Source organism: Cellulophaga sp. RHA_52 (assembly GCF_007827205.1).
In the GTDB taxonomy this organism is placed as follows: domain Bacteria; phylum Bacteroidota; class Bacteroidia; order Flavobacteriales; family Flavobacteriaceae; genus Cellulophaga; species Cellulophaga lytica.
Window position 1 is genome coordinate 2,477,236 of sequence record NZ_VIRZ01000001.1, and the last position, 19,955, is coordinate 2,497,190.

General features: G+C 31.5%; 18 protein-coding genes. 6 read left to right on the forward strand and 12 right to left on the reverse strand.

What is annotated here, in order from left to right; genetic code table 11:
* Positions 1-3 precede the first annotated feature (3 nt).
* A complete protein-coding gene (locus tag JM80_RS11005) occupies positions 4-1,314 on the reverse strand; it encodes an AarF/ABC1/UbiB kinase family protein (RefSeq protein WP_144710101.1) in 1,311 nt (436 codons plus the stop codon).
* 4 nt (positions 1,315-1,318) lie between these two features.
* Positions 1,319-1,978: a TetR family transcriptional regulator C-terminal domain-containing protein gene (locus tag JM80_RS11010; RefSeq protein WP_034645423.1), complete on the reverse strand. Its 660-nt coding sequence runs from the start codon at positions 1,976-1,978 to the stop codon at positions 1,319-1,321.
* A gap of 188 nt (positions 1,979-2,166) precedes the next feature.
* Between JM80_RS11010 and JM80_RS11015 the strand changes: the two genes are divergently transcribed.
* The gene (locus tag JM80_RS11015; RefSeq protein ID WP_144710103.1) at positions 2,167-3,018 is read left to right on the forward strand and encodes a T9SS C-terminal target domain-containing protein; all 852 of its coding nucleotides are present in this window, start codon (positions 2,167-2,169) and stop codon (positions 3,016-3,018) included.
* A 108-nt stretch (positions 3,019-3,126) separates the two neighbouring features.
* Positions 3,127-3,972 (forward strand): DUF2911 domain-containing protein, encoded by an 846-nt coding sequence (locus tag JM80_RS11020; protein ID WP_034645427.1) that lies wholly within the window; start codon positions 3,127-3,129, stop codon positions 3,970-3,972.
* Between the two features lie 77 nt (positions 3,973-4,049).
* Here the strand turns inward: JM80_RS11020 and JM80_RS11025 are convergent, their stop codons facing one another.
* The 9 genes from JM80_RS11025 to JM80_RS11065 form a co-directional block, all read right to left on the reverse strand.
* Positions 4,050-5,759 carry a sodium:solute symporter gene (locus JM80_RS11025; RefSeq protein ID WP_075695724.1) on the reverse strand — a complete coding sequence of 570 codons (1,710 nt, stop codon included), beginning with the start codon at positions 5,757-5,759 and terminating at the stop codon, positions 4,050-4,052.
* A 109-nt stretch (positions 5,760-5,868) separates the two neighbouring features.
* Entirely contained in the window at positions 5,869-8,367 is a 2,499-nt protein-coding gene (locus JM80_RS11030; protein ID WP_144710105.1) for a PIG-L family deacetylase, read from the reverse strand.
* Positions 8,368-8,488: 121 nt separating this feature from the next.
* Positions 8,489-9,532 (reverse strand): magnesium and cobalt transport protein CorA, encoded by a 1,044-nt coding sequence (locus JM80_RS11035; RefSeq protein WP_051456083.1) that lies wholly within the window; start codon positions 9,530-9,532, stop codon positions 8,489-8,491.
* Positions 9,533-9,543: 11 nt separating this feature from the next.
* Positions 9,544-10,086: a mechanosensitive ion channel domain-containing protein gene (locus JM80_RS11040; protein ID WP_013622714.1), complete on the reverse strand. Its 543-nt coding sequence runs from the start codon at positions 10,084-10,086 to the stop codon at positions 9,544-9,546.
* Positions 10,083-11,018, reverse strand: coding sequence for a septum formation inhibitor Maf (locus tag JM80_RS11045; protein WP_144710107.1), 936 nt, complete (start codon positions 11,016-11,018; stop codon positions 10,083-10,085). The genes JM80_RS11040 and JM80_RS11045 overlap by 4 nt, the downstream gene beginning before the upstream one ends.
* Before the next feature lie 34 nt (positions 11,019-11,052).
* Positions 11,053-11,643 carry a Maf-like protein gene (locus JM80_RS11050; RefSeq protein WP_013622712.1) on the reverse strand — a complete coding sequence of 197 codons (591 nt, stop codon included), beginning with the start codon at positions 11,641-11,643 and terminating at the stop codon, positions 11,053-11,055.
* Positions 11,644-12,171: an HAD family hydrolase gene (locus tag JM80_RS11055; RefSeq protein WP_013622711.1), complete on the reverse strand. Its 528-nt coding sequence runs from the start codon at positions 12,169-12,171 to the stop codon at positions 11,644-11,646.
* Entirely contained in the window at positions 12,155-12,919 is a 765-nt protein-coding gene (locus JM80_RS11060) for a Rossmann-like and DUF2520 domain-containing protein (protein ID WP_013622710.1), read from the reverse strand. The genes JM80_RS11055 and JM80_RS11060 overlap by 17 nt, the downstream gene beginning before the upstream one ends.
* Positions 12,920-12,953: 34 nt before the next feature.
* Positions 12,954-13,328 carry a hypothetical protein gene (locus JM80_RS11065; RefSeq protein ID WP_144710109.1) on the reverse strand — a complete coding sequence of 125 codons (375 nt, stop codon included), beginning with the start codon at positions 13,326-13,328 and terminating at the stop codon, positions 12,954-12,956.
* A gap of 97 nt (positions 13,329-13,425) precedes the next feature.
* On the opposite strand from JM80_RS11065, the gene JM80_RS11070 reads away from it, so the two are divergent.
* A complete protein-coding gene (locus tag JM80_RS11070) occupies positions 13,426-13,827 on the forward strand; it encodes a group III truncated hemoglobin (RefSeq protein ID WP_034645444.1) in 402 nt (133 codons plus the stop codon).
* A 107-nt stretch (positions 13,828-13,934) separates the two neighbouring features.
* Positions 13,935-17,132, forward strand: a complete 3,198-nt coding sequence (gene ccsA, locus JM80_RS11075; RefSeq protein ID WP_186439766.1) for a cytochrome c biogenesis protein CcsA — start codon at positions 13,935-13,937, stop codon at positions 17,130-17,132.
* A gap of 1 nt (position 17,133) precedes the next feature.
* On the opposite strand, the gene JM80_RS11080 is transcribed toward ccsA, so the two are convergent.
* Positions 17,134-17,934 carry a hypothetical protein gene (locus tag JM80_RS11080; RefSeq protein WP_013622706.1) on the reverse strand — a complete coding sequence of 267 codons (801 nt, stop codon included), beginning with the start codon at positions 17,932-17,934 and terminating at the stop codon, positions 17,134-17,136.
* Between the two features lie 138 nt (positions 17,935-18,072).
* Between JM80_RS11080 and JM80_RS11085 the strand changes: the two genes are divergently transcribed.
* Positions 18,073-19,224, forward strand: coding sequence for a PLP-dependent aspartate aminotransferase family protein (locus JM80_RS11085; RefSeq protein ID WP_144710111.1), 1,152 nt, complete (start codon positions 18,073-18,075; stop codon positions 19,222-19,224).
* A gap of 13 nt (positions 19,225-19,237) precedes the next feature.
* The gene (gene bshB1 / locus JM80_RS11090; RefSeq protein ID WP_013622704.1) at positions 19,238-19,954 is read left to right on the forward strand and encodes a bacillithiol biosynthesis deacetylase BshB1; all 717 of its coding nucleotides are present in this window, start codon (positions 19,238-19,240) and stop codon (positions 19,952-19,954) included.
* Position 19,955 lies beyond the last annotated feature (1 nt).

Sequence of the window (19,955 nt, forward strand, 5' to 3'; positions counted from 1 at the left end):
TTTTTAGAGCGATAAATAGTTGTTTATTTTAATGTCTTTAGATTTTAAATCAAACATTAGGTTATAAAGTCCAAAAAATGTTCTGTTTATGTAAATAAAGTGTTTAGAACCTCTGTTTCCGTTCATTTTACGTAGCTCTGTACTTTTGCTATATTTTTCGCCAAGTTCTGCAATTTGGTTAAAGAAAACAGGGTCAGAGAAATCAAACGTTTTATTGTGAAAAGGTTTTGTGAATAAACTTAACATTTCATAAAAAAGATCAGAGAAAAAAGCAACTTCTTCTTTAGAGTCTTCTTTTTTTAATATTTCTAACTGATGCATTTTTTGTGAAAATAAAACAGGATTGTTTATAATCTCTGGTTTAGCCAGTTCAAAATAAGGAGTGTAAAAATTGCTAGGTACCTCTTTAATACATCCAAAATCTAAAGCAATTAAATTACCCTCTTTAGAAATTAAAAAATTACCTGGGTGCGGATCTGCATGTACTTTGCGTAGTACGTGCATTTGGTACATATAAAAGTCCCATAGTGCTTGGCCAATTATGTTAGCTTTATTTTGGTTTGTATTATGGGCAGTAAACTCGCTTAAGTGCTCGCCAGTCATCCAATCCATAGTAATAATACGTTCCGATGAAAATTGTTCATAATACTCCGGAAATCTTAAGTTTGGTATATGCTCACAGGCTTTAGCCATTTCTTTACTTTGCTTAATCTCTAACAGGTAATTGGTTTCTTCAATAAGCTTGTTTTCTACTTCTGCAAAATATTTATCTGAGTCTTTTCCTTTTATATTAAACATCTTTATAGCTATAGGTTTAACCATAGCTAAATCTGTAGAAATGCTGTCTGCTACACCAGGGTACTGAATTTTTACGGCTAATTTTTTGCCGTTAGCTTCTGCATAATGTACTTGTCCTATACTGGCTGCGTTTACAGAGTTAACATTAAACGTATCAAAAATTTCATTTGGAGTTTTGCCAAAATATTTTTTAAATGTTTTTTGTACTAAAGGAGCAGACAATGGTGGAACAGAAAATTGCGCTAACGAAAACTTCTCTACGTACGCTTGTGGCAGTATACTTTTTTCCATACTTAACATTTGCGCAACTTTTAAAGCACTCCCTTTAAGCTGTTTTAAACTATCATAAATATCTTCTGCATTGTTTTTATTTAAACGCTCTTTAGCTTCTATTTCAGTTTTTGTTAATTTATCTCCGTAGTATTTTAAGTAATTAACACCAACTTTTGCGCCTGTAGTAACCAACTTACTGGCACGTTGTATTTTAGATGTAGGTATTGTGTCTATAGTTTTCATAGGCTTACAAGTTCATATTAATTTTTTCTTTATAAATAAACTTTCCTAGATCTATAATACTTTGTAAGGGTTTAGTGTCTAGTAAATCAAACGTGGTATTAACACTTTTTTCAATAAATATATCTGTTTTTTCAAATGAAGACGAAGTATCATCTAACCAAAACTTTATTGTAATTAGCAATTGTATCCAAGCAGATTCATTAAGTGTTTTTTGCTGAATTTTTTCTAATTTTTCTTGCTTAAGATCAATTGTTTCAATTTCTAAATGTGTAATATAATTTGTGAAACTTTCTTTAAGTTTAGACAAAATACCTACATACTTTAATTTGTTCTTATGCTTACTTAAAGCATATACTACATAACTTCTGTTTGCGGTAAGCATCTCAAAAAAAGTATAGTAAAAGCTTAATAATTTTGTTCTGTTATTAAAGTCTAAATATGCTTTATCTGCTTCTAAAGCTTTAATAGTGTAATTGTAAAAAGCGTTAAAAACTTCTTTTTCTAATGTTTCAAAAGAGTTGAAGAAATTATAAAAAATGGCCTCATCAAAATTATTTGACTTAGAAAACTTGTATACAGAAGACGGTTGCTTTTCGTTTTCTAATACATAATCCATATAAAAACTTATAATATCCTCTGCTGTAATCTTCTTTTTCTTTGCCATAATTTTTGTATTTCTAAAACAAAGATACAAAAATGTCTAACTATTTCACTAAAAGATTAGACAAAATTGTTTTTATGTCTGTTTTACTGCTATTTTGAACTCTAAAATGTTAGCTTTTACTTAAAACTATTTATAGTCTTGTAAGTTACACGTAGCTTTGCATCTAATTATAAATTAAGTATTTATTAATGAAGGTTAAGTTAACACTGTTATATATTTCTGCTTTGGCATTAGGCGCTTTTTTTGGTCAATTTACCAGTTCTTTAGTAGGCGTTTTACCAGAAGTTGTTTCAGAGTCATCAGGTTTACTTTATTTTGATGATACTTTAATTTCTCACAACGATTCTGGTAATGCACCAATCTTATATCAACTTAATAAAAAAACATTTAAGGTAGAGAAAGAGATAGAAGTTGTAAATGCTAAAAATATTGATTGGGAAGATTTGGCTCAAGACCAAAATTATATTTATGTGGGTGATTTTGGAAATTATTGGGGAGACAGAGAAGACCTTGTGGTATATAAATTATCTAAAAAAGATATAAGAACATTAAGTAAAGTAACAGCAGAAAAAATTTATTTTAGCTATCCAGATAAAAAAAATAACACGCGTAAAAGCAGTAGTAATTTTGATGCAGAAGCTATGTTTTGTAAAAATAACGAGCTTTATATTTTAACTAAGCAATGGAGAGAGAAGAAAACTAGCGCTTATAAAATTCCTGTAAAACCAGGTAAATATGTGGCAACAAAAGTGGGTGAATACAACACAAAAGGCTTGGTAACGGGTGCAACTTATAATAAACAAGATAACAGCGTACTTTTGGTTGGTTATAATATGTTTATGATGCCGTTTGTGGTTGAAATAGAAAATAGTAGTGCTAATAATTTGTTTGCAGGGACTGTTAAAAAGACACAGTTAGACTTGGGTTTTGTGCAAATGGAAGGGGTAACTACTTATACAGATGGCACTTATTATTTATCTTCTGAGTCTTTTACAAAATTAGGTGCTAGCGCAAGTATTTATAAGTTAAACGCCAATTAGTGTGTTGTTTTTTTAAGTAATTTTATGTAATAAAATTTAAGGTTTTGTTAACATTTAAAGGGATAGGTGTGCCTTAATTTTGAAGAAACTTAAAAAACTATAAATCAAATGAAAAAAATTGCATTAGTATTAGTTGCTGTGTTTGCCTTAACAGGAGTACAAGCACAAATTGAAACACCACAACCTAGTCCGTTTACTAAAATAGAACAAAAAGTAGGTTTAACAGATGTTACTTTAGAATACTCTAGACCATCTATGAGAGGAAGAGAAGTTTTTGGTAACCTAGTACCTTTTTCTAAATTATGGAGAACAGGAGCTAACAAAAACACAACAATTACTTTTAGTAACAACGTTACTATAGGTGGTAAAGAAGTAAAAGCTGGTTCTTATGCGGTGTTTACTAAACCAGGAGAAAGCTCTTGGGAAATTATTTTTTATGCAGATACTAACAATTGGGGAACACCTAAAGCTTGGGACAATGCTAAAGTTGCTGCTACAGTTAAAGCAGATGTTGTAAAAATGCCTATGAAAATTGAAACTTTTACAATGACTTTTGATGATTTAACAGCTAGTTCTGCTGTATTAGGTATTTTATGGGAAGATGTATATGTAGGTGCTAAGTTTGATGTACCAACAGATAAAACAGTTACTGCTGCAATTACTAAAACAATGAATGGCCCAAGTGCACAAGACTACTATGCTGCTGCTGTTTATTATAAAGAAGCTGGTAAAGATATTAACCAAGCAAAAACTTGGATGGAGAAAGCTATGAGTATGATGGAGAAACCTGCTTTTTACCAATTAAGACAATTGTCTTTAATTTATGCTAAGGCTGGTGATAAGAAAAAAGCCATTGAAACTGCTAAAAAATCTTTAGCTGGTTCTAAAGAAGCTGGTAATGCAGATTACATAAAAATGAACGAAGACTCTTTAAAAGAGTGGGGAGCTAAATAACCTCTATTATTAAAATAATAAAAGCCCGTAAAACAATTGTTTTACGGGCTTTTTTGTAGATGAAATTTTATATTATATTATATTTTCATTTCGTTTTCGGTTTTCATCATTCGGTCAAAACCCTCTAACATTATTGCTATAGAAATTACTAAAGCACAGCCAAAGGCATTTAGCCATAGGTAAGACATCCAATCAAAAGCCCAACCAAATATTACAATAACCTGCGTAATAATTGCAGCAACAAATACGGCATTACCTTTTACATATTTAAAAAAGAACGCTAGTAAAAAGATGCCCAACACGTTACCGTAAAAAATAGAACCTATAATGTTAACCAATTGTATTAAATTATCAAACAAGCTAGCTACACAGGCAATTAATATGGCTAAAATACCCCAAATTAGTGTTAGTACTTTAGATGCTTTAACGTAGTGTTCTTCTGTTTCTCCTTGTTTAATACTCCTTTTATAGATATCTAAAGCGCTAATAGTACCCAAAGCATTAAGTTCTGATGCTGTTGAAGACATAGCAGCAGACAATATTACGGCAAGTAAAAGACCTATAATTCCTTGTGGTAAGTAGTTTAATATAAAATGAATAAAAACATAATCTGTATCATTTGTTTCTACAGAATCATCTGCTTGCTTAATTAAATTTTTGCCTGCATCTCTACCTAACTTTTCTTGCTCATTTAGGGTTATAATTTCATTTTTAGCTTTCTTTTGTGCCCCAATATTGTTTTGGTCTATTGCTACAGATAATTTATTTTGAGCAACTATTTTTTGCTCTGTTATGTACTTGTGTTCTTCCTGTAAAAGTTTGTAGTCTTCTGCGTGAATAGAGTTTTCTACTTTAGCAGTAGCAGCAGGGTTAAAGTTTAAAGGAGATACGTTGTATTGATAAAACACAAATACCATTACACCAACTAATAAAATAAAAAATTGCATTGGAATTTTTAAAATCCCATTAAAAATTAAACCAAGCTGACTCTCTCTTACTGATTTACCAGATAAATAACGCTGTACCTGACTTTGATCTGTACCAAAATAAGACATAAACAGGAAAAATCCACCAGTTAATCCGCTCCAAACAGTGTACCTACTCTGTGTGTCTAAACTAAAGTCTAAAATATTTAATTTATCACTTGCACTAGCAACCTTTAAGGCTTTGCTAAATGTAATATCGTCTGGTAAATAATCTAAAATAAAATAAAAAGCCACAAACATACCCAGCATAATAATAAACATTTGCTGTTTTTGGGTAACGCTTACTGCCTTTGTACCGCCAGATACGGTGTAAATTATAACCAGAATACCAATTAAAATATTCAAAATTCTTAAATCCCAACCTAGTACTGCAGATAAAATAATAGAAGGAGCGTAAATGGTTATACCAGCAGCTAAGCCACGCTGAATTAGAAATAAAAACGCAGCAAGTGTTCTGGTTTTAACATCAAACCTGTTTTCTAAAAACTCATAAGCAGTGTATACCTTTAGTTTGTGATATAATGGTACAAAAACCATACATATTACTACCATAGCTAATGGTAAACCAAAGTAAAATTGCACAAAGCCCATTCCTGAGTTATAGGCTTGTCCTGGAGTAGATAAAAATGTAATTGCGCTAGCTTGTGTAGCCATTACAGACAACCCAATTGTCCACCATTTAGACTGGTTGCCACCTAAAACATAATCGTTTACATTTTTACTTCCTTTTGTTTTGTACACGCCAAAACCAACAATAAATAGTAGCGTTCCAATAAGTAAATACCAATCTATTTCTGCCATACTAATTGTAAATTTTCATTATTATAAAAAAAACAATGGCATACATTAAGTTTAATAGTAACACCCAAGAATATTCTTTTTTCCAAATAAATTTATCTTTCATAGTGTTTTATTTTTTTTTAGGAAGTGATAATAAATTGGCAAATAATTTATATGCCCCTGGTACACCAGCAGGTAATTCTCTAAAAAAGCTAATTCCTGTATATACGTAATTTCCTTTTCCATAAGCAGCAATTAAAATACTACCTTTTTTTGCCTCTTCTCCTTTATCTGCCATTGCTAAAATAGGAGTAAATTCTTTACCCCATTTGTTAGGAAAGTATAAACCACGTTCTTGTACCCAATTATTAAAGTCGTTAGTAGTAATTTTGTTTGGAGTGTTTACCACAGGATGATCTTTTGCTAAAATGGTAACTTCTGCAAACTCATTAGTAACTCTGTCTCTAGAAAGTTCTAATGGGTAAGGGGCAAGGTTATCTACACCTAGTTTGCTGCGGCCAGCTGTATTATATTGTATTACTAAATTACCTCCGTTTTTAACATAGTCTAATAAAAAGTGTTGTTTAAATTTTAATTGGTCTACTACATTATAAGCTCTAATACCAACCACAATAGCATCAAAACCTTTTAATGAAGCAGTATTGATGCTGTTAGGGTCTATGATAGAAACATTGTAGCCAATTTGCTCTAAACTCTCAGGAATTTTATCTCCTGCACCAGTAATGTAACCAATGTTTTTTCCTGTTTTTTTAATGTCTAAACGTACTACTTTAGCTTCAGACGGTAATAAAACAGATTGTGTAGGTATATGATCATAAGATATAACTACAAGCTCTTTATTAAGTTCTTTGCCATTAATTTTTACAACTGGTAAAATAGAACCTTCAGATTCGCTATTTGGAGGCGTAACAGTAAATGTAATTGTTTTTGAGTCTCCACGTTTTTTAATATTAAAATTTTGTTTTGCATTAGCTACTTTCCATCCTTTAGAAAAAGTTAATTCTATTTCACCAGAAATATCATCTGCTAAAGCCTTAACTGTTACTGGTATTTGTTTTGAAGATTCATCAGAAAAAATAATAACTTTATCTTTTATACCAACACTAGCTTCCGGTAAAACTTCAAAAGGTCTGTACAATTCTCCTTTGTCTGGTTTAGAGTAGTGATAAACAACAGGTTTGGTAATAGTTAAAGTGTAATTGTTAATACTAAGTTCAAAATCTGCATTAAAAGCTCTTGGTGTCTCTGGTTTGCCTATTAGTTTTTTATCTTTTACAGTGTACATACCTAGTGTACCTTTTTCCATTAACCAATAAGGGCTAGTGTATTTTGTATCTGCAGGTACAGCAACATCTAAAGTTAGGTTTTGCTTTGTGTTGTTTTCTAACAAAATATTAGGCGTTAGGGTAGTAGTACCAACGTTTACAGATTTTAAAACAATATTTGCAGTGCTTCTGTTTAACGCTTCTATAGATACTTTAAAATTACCAGAAGGCGTACTGTTGGTATAATTAGCATTTGCTTCTAAATACAAACCAGCTACAGCAGTAATAATATTTTCTAGTTCTTTAGATTTAATATTTTTCCAGTGTTTATCTGTAGATTTTTGTAGTAATTTATAAGCCTCTATAAGCTCTGGTAAATGTGAAGACGGATTTTTGAAATTAAAATTTTCTTCAACCTTGTTTAGTATTTTTCCAATAGCATCACCACCATCTATTCTAGACCAAGTAGTATTAATGCCTTCAAAAATATCATCGCCTTTAGGCATATCACCTTTTAAAAGCTCAATATACTCATCTTGGCTACCTCTTGTAGATATTCTACCAAAACCTTGGCATAAATGCTGACTGCTAGCAAGTGCAGCAATTTCATTATTAGAAACACCTAGTATTGGGTAAAAGACACCAACATCTAATTTCATTAATTTACTTTTGTCAGCTTTATTAAAAGCTTCTTCACTACCATAAAACCACCATGAAGTATTAAAAAACATACGTTTTGGTTGCCAAGTTTCAGTTAGTTTTAATTGTTCTGGATATGCATTAGCATCATTTACCAAATCAAAAGCCTCTACGCTTAGCATTGCAGAAGTAGTGTGGTGACCGTGTGTAGTACCAGGAGTTCTGTGGTTAAATCTGTTTATAATAACATCTGGCTTATATTGCCTAATAATTTGTACAACATCTCCTAAAACTTCTTTTTTATTCCAAATGGCTAAAGTTTCATCTGGGTGTTTAGAGTAACCAAAATCATTTGCTCTAGAGAAAAATTGCTCTCCACCATCTTTACTACGTGCACCAAGCAATTCTTGAGTACGTAAAACACCTAATTGCTCTCTAATTTCTGGTCCAATTAAGTTTTGTCCGCCATCTCCGCGAGTTAAAGATAAATATGCTGTTTTGGCTTTTACGTTGTTAGATAGGTATGATATTAATCTGGTATTTTCATCATCTGGATGAGCAGCAATGTATAACGCAGAACCTAAAAAGTTTAGCTTTTGTAAAGAGTGATAAATTTCTGTAGATGAATTTTTTTTGGGGGCTTGAGAAAATCCTAAGTTAATGCATAATAGAGAAATTACGCAGGATACCAATAGTTGGCGCATAAATGTTAATTTTGGTTGATGTCCAAATATAACAAGTTCTAAGCTTTACAAAGAGAATTTTAAAGGTTCTTTAACACCGTTTTTAAGAGGTTTGTTAACAATTTTAAATTTTGATGAGAAATTATGAAAACCATTTTTTTCTTTTGATGAATATTATAGATACTATAGACACCAAAACCATAACACCTAATAATATAAAATAGCCATATTCAGTTTGTAGTTCTGGCATATTTTTAAAGTTCATACCGTAAATGCCAGCTAAAAAAGTAAGCGGAATAAAAATTACAGAAAATATAGTTAAGGTTTTCATTACCTCGTTTAACCTATGGTTTTGTATACTAAACATTAGGTTTAAAGTGCTATCTAATTGGTTTAGGTTAAAATCAATTTCATCACTCATTAAACCAATTTGTTCTTTAATTTCTATAAAATACTTTATGTCAAACTCAAAACAATCAATATTTTCTAGTTGGTTTATAGCATCTTTAATGCTAATAGTCATTCTTTTAATTTGGTTAAGTTGTCTTTTATTGTTTTCAACTTTTAAAGCAAACTCAGGTGTTGGTTTGGTTTCATTTAAATTGTCTAGACCAATATTAGCTTCGGTAAGTTTATCATAAGCAATGTAATAATTGTCTATTATAGCTTCCATTAGGAGGTAAAACAGGTAGTCTGCACCTTTTTTTCTAATAATACCTAGGTTTTTTTCTATACGTTCTCTTAAATGTTGAAAATGATCTCCTTCTACCTCTTGTATGCTCCAAACGTAGGTTTCGCCAACAACAAAAACCATTTGCTCAAACTTTGTTTCGTTACTTTCGGAAGAATAATAAGGAGATTTTAATGTTAAAAAAAAGCAATCATCTAGTTCTATTACTTTATTTCTATGGTTGTTATCTATAACAAGGTTTATTAAAAATTCATCCATATTATTGTCTGCAATTATTTTGCGTACAGCTTGCGAATGCTGAAAACCATAGATGTTTAACCAAGAAATAACAGAGGTATCTTTTGTTATAGATATTTCATTTAATTCTTCTCCTTTTAATAAATGATAACTTTCTTTAGAGTAGGTTATTAAAGATGAATTTGCTTTAAACTCTTCAATATTAAAACTTTTTTTATCAGAATACGGATTTACTTTACGCCTGTTTTTTCTTTTCATACAGCAACTTTTTAAATGTAATCTCCTTCTGTAGTATCGTCATTATCATCTCTATTAATAAGTACAACACCTTTTTGTAAAAGTAAATTGTTTGGGTAGGTAAGGAGTTCCCCGTTGTCTTTTTTAAGGTAAATATGGTAAGCCTTAATGTCTAAAATGTCTACTTCTTCAGCAAAATCTCCATCTAGTATTTTTATACGATCTCCTATTTTAAAAGGGAAAGAGAAAAATAAAATAACGCCAGCAGTAATATTACTTAATATAGACCATGATGCAAATAATGCAACACCTAATACGGCAAATACAGATGAAAAAATAATTCCAAGATCTTCAAAATTTACTTGCCAAATGTAAACAATAACTATAAAGCTTATAGCCATAAATAATATGGTTATATATCTAATAATTAACTTGGTGCGCACTCTGTTAATGTCGCTTATTCTTCCTATTTTATGTATTGCTTTAGCAGTTAGGTAGCGAATAATAAAAAAGGCAATAAAACAAATTAAGCTATTAATAAGTTGTTGTTGGTGTGTGTCTATAAATTCATTCATAATCCTAAACTATCTCTAAAATGTAAGTCCTTATTGCTGTTTTGTTGCCAATAAGCAGTGTTTATCCTTTTGTTTAATGTTGCTTTTGTGGTTAGCATTTTAATATCTGTTCCAAAGCCACTTTTATGTGTTTCTGTAAAGCTTTCTATAGTGTGCGGAAAAGCAGTAGTGTATGTTATTGTTAAGTTACGTTTTAAGTCAGGGTAATCTATGCTATAAACGGTTACGTTGTCTTTTTGAGTTTTAGTAATGTTTGCGGTGTATGCCTTAAGTTTTTTATGAGAAAACCTTATATATTGAAAAGAAGGTATAATTTGTAATTTGCCTGTTGGTAAACTATCTGGGTTAATTCTAATTTTAGCCCATAAATCGTTCTCTAAAATGTTTTTATCTAAACTAAAATTTTTATCTCCTTCACTTTCAAAATAAGAAAAAGATGAAACTTCAAATTTATCTTTGTTATTTAACTGAGAAAAAACTTGTCCGCACCATTCCTGTACAGAGTTTGTGATTTTTAATGAAGCAGAATTATCGCCAACTGGATAAAAGGTGCTAGACATAACAGAGTATGGATAAATACCAGTATAGAATTTTTTAGTGCTGTTTAATTTTAAAACAGGAACGCTTGTTTTGTCTGGGTTATCTGCTTTTACTTGATTTTTAGCATTAAAAGGTTCTGTAACAAAAACCAAAACAGCAGAACCTTTTCTTAATTCTCCGTATCTAGCCTGTTCTAAATTGTAGGATGTTATTTCTGCAGTACCATTGTACCAATACTTTTTAAATTGATTAGACAGTGGTTTTGGTTCTTTTTTTTCAATAACCTTTTCAGGAGTTACAGCAGCAACATCTTGGGTTTGTATTTTTTCTTTACACGCATTAGATACTAATAGTGTAGCGGCTATTATACCTAGTTCAACTAATTTTTTCATAACAAATACATTTTAAGTAAAATTACTTAAAATGTTATGCATTTGCTATAGTTAACAAAGTTTTATAAACTAAATGCGTAGGTAGGCCAACAACGTTAGGGTAGGAGCCAATAATTTCTTCAATGGCAATTAGGCCAATCCACTCTTGTATACCGTAAGCACCAGCTTTATCTAGTGGTTTATAGTTTTCTACGTAATATGTAATTTCTTCTAAGCTAAGTGCTTTAAATTTTACTTTAGTAATATGACTTTCTGTAATTTGTTTGTTTTTTGAAGTGAAACAGACAGATGTAGCTACTTGGTGCCAAGAGTCAGACAATTTTGTAAGCATTTTAATAGCATCTGCAGCATCTTTTGGTTTTCCTAATTGCTCGTTATTATGCCAAACAATGGTGTCTGATGTTATTAAAATATCTTTTTCTTGGAGAGATGCCTTAAATGGTTCAGCTTTTAGTGCAGCTAAATAATTTGTAATTTCTTCGGCTTTTAAATGATTAGGAAAAACCTCTTCAATAGGTCTAACATCAACTTTAAAGTTAATATCTAATTCTTTAAAAAACTGATGCCTTCTAGGAGAGCCAGAAGCCAATATAATGTTGTAATCTTTTAGTTTTTCAGAAAGCATTTAGTCGTTTTTAGCGCTATAATTATCATTCCACTTGCCTTGTGCTTTTAAAACCTGCTCAATAACATCTCTGGCACAACCATTACCTCCGTTTTTTTGAGAAATATACTTACTTACGGCTTTAATTTCAGGTATAGCATCTTGCGGACAAGTAGGCATACCAACAAGTTTCATAGGAGGAACATCTGGCATATCATCACCCATATACAAAACATTTTTAGGATCTATATTATTAGTAGATAAGTACTCTTTTATAGGTTCTATTTTTAGGTGAGCGCCTAAGTAAATATCTTTAACGCCTAAACCTTTAAATCTAGTACGTACACCTTCGCTAGTACCGCCAGAAATTATACAAACATTAAAGCCTTTTTGTATTGCAGTTTTAAGTGCGTAACCATCTTTAACATTCATTTTACGTAGTAATTCTCCGTTTTCTGTAATAAGCACAGATCCGTCTGTAAAAACGCCATCTACATCAAAAACAAAAGTGGTAATATTGTGTAGGTATTCTTTATAACTTTTTTCCATAAGTATTGGTAATAGATTTGCTTATAACGCTGTATATTTCTTTATGCGTATTGTTAGTTAGTTCTGTTATATGGCGTTGCATTGTACCAATATCATTACGTTTTGCAGGTCCTGTTTGTGCATTGTAAGGAGATAAGGTATTTAGTTTTGCAACGGTTTCTTGTATTAAAGGTGATAAAATTGAGAAAGGAACTTTGTTTTCTTCACAAATCTCTTGCCCAATTTGGTACATATGATTGCTAAAATTATTTACAAAAACCGCAGCCAAATGTATGGATTTTCGTTGTTCCGATGATATTTTATGTACACTGTTAGAAACACTTTCTGCTAGTTGAAGAAGTAAGGCTTCATCAGTCTTATTTTCTGCTTCTATACAAACAGGAATGCTTTTAAAATCTACAATAGCTCCTTTGCTAAAGGTTTGTAATGGGTAAAAAGATCCTTTGCGGTTTTTATCATTTAAAACGCTTATTGGTACACTGCCAGAAGTGTGTACAACTAATTTGTTTTGCAGTTGTAATTGTGTAGATACTTTAGCAATACTATCATCAGCAGTTGCAATAATGTATACATTAGCGTTTGGTAATTTTGTAAAATCAGTAGTTGTGTTTACCTCATTTTTAAAAGGCAACAAAGCTTTTTCTGTGCGGTTGTATAGCATTGTAACGGTAACATTGCTTAACTTGTTAAAGGCAGTATATAAATGTGTGCCAATATTCCCTATTCCTATAATTACTACGCTAATCATACTACAAAAGTACAGCTAATCTATTTAAAAAAAATTATTCTTTACAGCCAATTGTTACAGCGTGCGTGTGTCCTGCATTGGTACTTGTTGCAAGTGTAACAGCATTATTAGTCTTTAAGTTTGTAAAATGTTCTGCGGTTATGGTAAGCATATGTGTATGTCCTGTAGCACCATCTAATGTATAATTTTTTTGTGTGCCATTTGTAATGTCTTGTATTGTAATGTTTAGAGTGTGACTATGATTGCCTGCAATGGTAATTTTAGCACCATTTTCTATACAGTTGCCTTTTGCTGCATTTTCCTCTGTAGAGCTAGATTCGTCTTCATTAGAACAACTAATATTACAAGTTAATAACACCAAAAAAAGGGTGTGATAAATATACTTTTTAAGCGGTATACTATTAAACATAATTTTACTTTTTTAACTGTTATTAAGGCTTTGTTGTTTAGTTTTGTAACTAATACAGGCTTAATTATTTGCTAATGTATTAAATAGTATTTGTAATATGAAAAAACTTGAGCTCACAACCAAAGAGAATGTATTTTTATTAGTTTCATCTTTTTATGATAAAATACGCAAAGATGAAACTTTAGGTCCTATTTTTAATGGTATAATAACAGATTGGGATCACCATTTACAGCATCTTACTAATTTTTGGAGTAATCAGTTATTTATAGAGCGTGGTACCTATAAAGGTAACCCTATAGCGGTACACAATAAAGTAGATAATTACACCAATAATACAATTAACGAAATGCATTTTGGTATCTGGTTAAATTATTGGTTAGAAACGTTAGATGAACTTTTTGAAGGAGACAATGTTAATATAGCTAAAAACAGAGCTCGTAATATGGGGTCTAATATTCACATTCATATTTTTAACGCTAGACAAAACACTAGTTCATAAACAGTTTAAACATTAGGTTTTCATTAACACATTTATTGTTGTTTTAGGTATAAAAAAACACAAAAAGGGCGTATTTTTGCAAACCAATTCATTTACTATTATCCAAGATGATAAATTTAATTAAGAAGTTCTTTTTTTCTACACGTTTAATGTCATTTTTATTCATAGCATTTGCTACCGCAATGGCTTTTGGGACATTTATTGAAAGCTGGTATAGCACTGATACAGCAAGAATATGGATTTACAACACAGTTTGGTTTGAGGCTATTATGGTCTTTTTTGTAATTAATTTTATAGGAAACATAGCTAGATACAACTTGTTACGTAAAGAAAAATGGGCAGTATTATTATTACACCTTTCTTGGATTTTTATTATTATTGGTGCTTTTGTAACTAGGTATATTAGTTATGAAGGAATGATGCCTATACGTGAAGGTGAAACAGAAAACGTATTCTTTTCAGATAAAACATACATCTCTACAATTGTGTATGGTGAAAAAGATGGTGTAAAAATGCAAAAAAAGAGTGAATATCCTATTCTTGTTACAGCAGAAGCATTAAAATCTGACTTGCCAATACACACTAATTTTGATAAAACTGAATATACTATAGCATATGCTGGTTTTATAGATGGTGCTAAAGAAGGTTTAATAATTGGAGATGAAGGAAAAAACTTTTTAAAAATAGTAGAATCTAGCAGTGGTGGACGCCATGATCATTATTTAGAAGAAGGTGTAGTGCAAAGTATACACAATGTGTTATTTGCTTTAAATAAGCCTACAGAAGGAGCTATTAATATTACTGCAACAGACTCTAGTTATACAATACAATCTCCTTTTGAAGGGACATTTATGCGTATGGCAGACAGGTTAGAAGGTGGTGTTAAAAAAGATACAGTACAAAAACTACAATTGCGTTCTTTATACCAAATGGCAAATATGCAGTTTGTTATGCCAGATTCTTTGGTTAAAGGTAAAAACGGAATTATACGTATTCCAGACGAAGAGCGTACAGAAAATATGCCAGATGCGCTAATTTTAGATGTTACTGTAAATGGCAATACTGTACGTAAAAAACTATTAGGATCTAAAGGAATGATGCAGTATTCTGATCCGTTTAAAATTGGCGATTTAGAATTTAGAATGTCTTACGGATCTAAAATTCATGAGTTGCCTTTTGCTATTAAATTAAATGATTTTATAGCTGAAAAGTATCCTGGTACAGAAAAAGGTTATGCATCTTTTATGAGTAAGGTAACTATTGAAGATGAAAAACCTTTTGACTATGATATTTTTATGAATCATATATTAGACCATAGAGGTTATCGTTTTTTTCAAGCTAGTTTTGATCCTGATGAGTTAGGAACAAGGTTATCTGTTAATCATGACCAATGGGGAACTTGGATTACTTATATTGGTTATTTTATGTTATATGCGGGTTTAATGGGGATTATGTTTTTTGGAAAAACAAGGTTTAAAGATTTAGGAGCTTCTTTAAATAAAATTAAAGCTAAAAAAGCAAAACTTACATCTGTTTTAATTTTAGGTGCTTTATTAAATTTAACTTCTCAAAGTGTAAATGCACAAGATCATAGTCCTGGTGATGGCCATAATCACTCAGCTGTACCAAGTCCAGAGGTTGTAGACTCTATTATTTTAGCAACTGCGGTACCTAAAGAACATGCAGAGGAATTTGGTAAGCTAGTAATACAAGATGAAGGTGGGCGTATGAAACCTATAAACACTTTTACATCAGAGCTATTGCGTAAGCTAAGTTTAAAAGATAAGTATTTAGGCTTAACATCAGATCAAGTGTTTTTATCAATGATGTCTAACCAACAATTGTGGGCTAATGCACACATTATTGCTATTGATAAAAAAGGATATAATGATAGTATACGTAAAGTTATAGGTGTGCCAGCTGGGCAACGATATGCAACTTTAATGGACTTTTTTGATGAAAAGCAAAGTTACAAGTTAGATCCGTTTTTGGTAGAAGCTACTGCAACTAATAACCCTAATAAATTTCAGCAAGATTATAAAGATGTTAATATTAGATTAGGGCTTTTAAACAGAGCTTTAAGTGGAGAAATTTTAAAGATTTTTCCGTTGCTAGGTGTAGATAATAATAAATGGATATCTGCTTTAGAGTATAGAAGTAATAATGGTCAGTTTCCTGTGCAAGAAGAATTGTACGATAATTTTATAAAAAATGCTATACCTTATTATTTATTAGAATTGCGAAAAGCAAGAGAATCTGAAGATTATACAAAAGCTAATACAATGTTAGCTGGTTTAAAACAAAATCAAATAAACCACGGAAAAGAAGTATTACCATCAGACAGAAAAATAGAAATAGAGGTAGTGTACAATAAGCTAAATATTTTTAATGTCCTATATAAATCTTATGCGGTTGTAGGCTTGTTGTTGTTCTTTATTCTTGTTTTTCAAATTTTTAAAGACCGTAGTATTTGGCGTGTGGCTGTGTACTTTTTTAAAGGAACAATATACTTATTGTTTATATGGCATACGGCAGGCTTAATTTTGCGTTGGTATATTTCTGGGCACGCTCCTTGGAGTGATGCTTATGAGAGTATTATTTATGTGGCTTGGGCAACCCTAGGAATGGGTTTACTTTTTGCGCGTAAAAGTAATTTAACTATTGCCGCAGCTACATTTGTAACTGCAATGTTGTTATGGATAGCACACCAAAACTGGGTAGATCCATCTATATCTAACCTAGTGCCTGTATTAGATAGTTATTGGTTAATGATACACGTTGCTGTAATTGTGGGTAGTTACGGCCCTTTAACTGTGGGGATGATTCTTGGTGTTACATCGTTAATTTTAATAATACTAACAAATAAAAAGAACAAAGCTCGTATGGATCTTAACTTAAAAGAGTTAACTATAATTAATGAGCTTGTTTTAACAACAGGACTTGTTATGCTTACTATAGGAAACTTTTTAGGCGGTATGTGGGCAAATGAAAGTTGGGGACGTTATTGGGGCTGGGATCCTAAAGAAACTTGGGCCTTAATATCTATTATGATTTATGCGTTTGTTGTGCATATGAGAATTGTACCTGGCTTGCGCGGCAGATGGTTATTTAATTTTGCTAGTATAGTAGCTTTTGCAAGTATTATGATGACATATTTTGGGGTAAACTTTTACTTAGCAGGTTTGCATAGTTATGCTAGTGGTGCACAGGTAATTACCCCAATGTTTATATGGTATACAGCAGCAGGTGTAGCAATACTTGGTGCAATAAGTTACTGGAGGTATAAAGTAAACTATTCTAAATAGTTTACTTTCCGCCATTAGCTTGCAAGTCAGCTATACATTGTGGATCTAACGTTGGTATTTGACCTCCAGTAATGGAGTTTAAAAGTCCCTCACCTGTTTCTGCTGTCCAAAACATTAAACAATCTTCTACATTACAATGTTTGCCGTGTGCAGTGTCTTGGTGATCTGTTTGCATGTTAGAACCAACATTAACTAAACCAAGTAAATGCCCAAATTCATGATTAAGCACAGTAGAAGATAGTACTGTCCTGCTAGGAGCCAAGGGTTTGTTGCTAAACGATTTAACGGTGTTTTCAAAAATAGCAAAAGATGTGTTTTGGTAAGCAATACCTAAAACCGATCCGTTTTCTGTGTTATTAGCATATTCCGCATCTAAATAAATACCAAAAACGGCTATTTTATCATCTGTATTGTATTGGGTACGCAGGTTGTTTTCCATAGCAATAATATCATCTACAGTGTAGGATGTTTTTGCCGGAACCGTTATTTCTTCAAGACGTAATTCCCATCCTTTAGATTTATTTAATCGTTCTGTAACAAATTTTTTAAAGTTCTCTATAGTTTCATCTGTAGGTTTGTAATCTTTTACGTAGAATATTTCAAAAACAGTAGATTTGTAAGTGGAGTTAGAAAGTAAATCATTAGCAGAGGAACCAACGTTTTTTCTGTTTCTTTCTTTAATTTCTTCTGTTATAATATCATTATTACCATCTGTAAAAGAAGGAGTAGATTCGCTATCTGTAGAGCAAGCAATAAAAGAACTGCATATTAAAATGCTGTAAACTATAGTTTTAAATGTCATTTGTTGGTATTTATTCAATTTTTTATACTGTTGTTACATTTATATACGGTGTGTAATGCAAAATAGATTTGTTAGGTTGTTTAGGTTCTAAATTTGTAACTTTGATAGACCAACTAAAATAGAACTAAAACAATAAAAATGAAGCAATCTAAGGCAGGTTTAAATACAATTTGTACACACACAGGAGAGGTAGAGGATAAGCAGTTTAAAGGAGCAGTGTCTCCATTATATATGAGTTCTTCTTACGCTTTTGAAGGTGTAGATGTAAAAAGATATCCAAGGTATTTTAATACTCCAAACCAAGAAGCCTTATGTAAAAAAGTTGCAGCATTAGAACATACAGAAGCAGGATTAATTTTTGGAAGCGGAATGGCAGCGGTAAGCACATCATTAATGGCTTTTTTACACGCTGGAGATCATATTGTTTTGCAAAAAACATTATATGGAGGTACTTATAATTTAATTGAAGAAGAGTTTGCTAAGTTTGGAATAGAATACTCTTTAACAGACGGCTTAAAACCTGAAGATTTTGAAGCTAAAATTAAAAAAAATACCAAGGTTATTTATATAGAAACACCATCTAACCCTTTACTAACTATTACAGATTTAAAAGCTGTTGCTTTATTGGCTAAAAAGTATAATTTGGTTTCTATGATAGATAATACATTTGCTAGTCCTGTTAATCAAAATCCAATAGATTTTGGTATTGATGTTGTAATACACAGTGCTACTAAATATATGGGCGGACATTCAGACATTTGTGCAGGTGCTGTAGCATCATCAGCTAAAAATATAGATAAGATTTTTCAGCTAGCTAAAAATTTTGGAGGTAGTTTAAGTGATTATACAGTATGGTTGTTAGAGCGTAGTATGAAAACTATGGGAATACGAGTAAAAGCCCAAAATGAAAATGCACAAAAAATGGCAGAATATCTACATCAAAATAAAAATGTAGAAAAGGTGTATTATCCAGGTTTACAGTCGCATCCAGATTATGAGTTAGCAAAGTCTCAAATGAAAGGTTTTGGAGGTATGTTATCTTTTGAGCTTAAGAACGACATAGATGCTATGGATTTCCAAAATGCATTACAACTTATAAAGCCATCTATGAGTTTAGCGGGTGTAGAGAGTACAGTGTTATCTCCAACCTTAACATCTCATTCATTATTAAGTGCAGAGGAAAGAGAAAAACAAGGAATTAAAGATGGTTTAATTCGTTTTTCTGTGGGTATTGAAGAAGTAGAAGATTTAATAGCTGATATAGAACAAGCATTAGCTAAAGTAAAATAGATTATACTATAAAATGAAATTAGATATATTAGTTTTTGGGGCACACCCAGATGATGCAGAGCTAGGAGCAGGAGCAACAATAGCAAAAGAAATAGCCAACGGTAAAAAAGTTGGTATTGTAGACTTAACAAGGGGTGAGTTAGGTACTAGAGGTACGGCAGAAACTAGAGATGAAGAGGCAGCGGAAGCAGCTAAGATTTTAGGGGTTAGTGTACGAGAAAATTTAGCATTTGAGGATGGTTTTTTTGTAAATGATAAAGCACATCAATTACAAATAATAAAAATGGTACGTAAATACCAACCAGATATTGTGTTGTGTAATGCTATTGATGATAGGCATATAGACCACGGTAAAGGTAGTAAGTTAGTTAGCGATGCTTGTTTTTTAAGTGGATTATTAAAAATTGAAACAGACTTAAATGGTGAGTCGCAACAAAAATGGAGACCTAAGCACGTTTATCATTATATACAGTGGAAAAATATTGAGCCAGATTTTGTTGTAGATGTTACAGGTTTTATAGATACTAAGGTAAAGTCTGTTTTAGCTTACAAAACACAGTTTTATGACACTAATAGTAAGGCGCCACAAACACCTATTACCAGTCAAAATTTTTTGCAAAGTGTAACTTACAGAGCTCAAGATTTAGGCCGTTTAATAGGGGTAGACCACGCAGAGGGTTTTACTGTAGAACGTTACCCGGGTGTAAATAGCTTAAGTGATTTAATTTAAG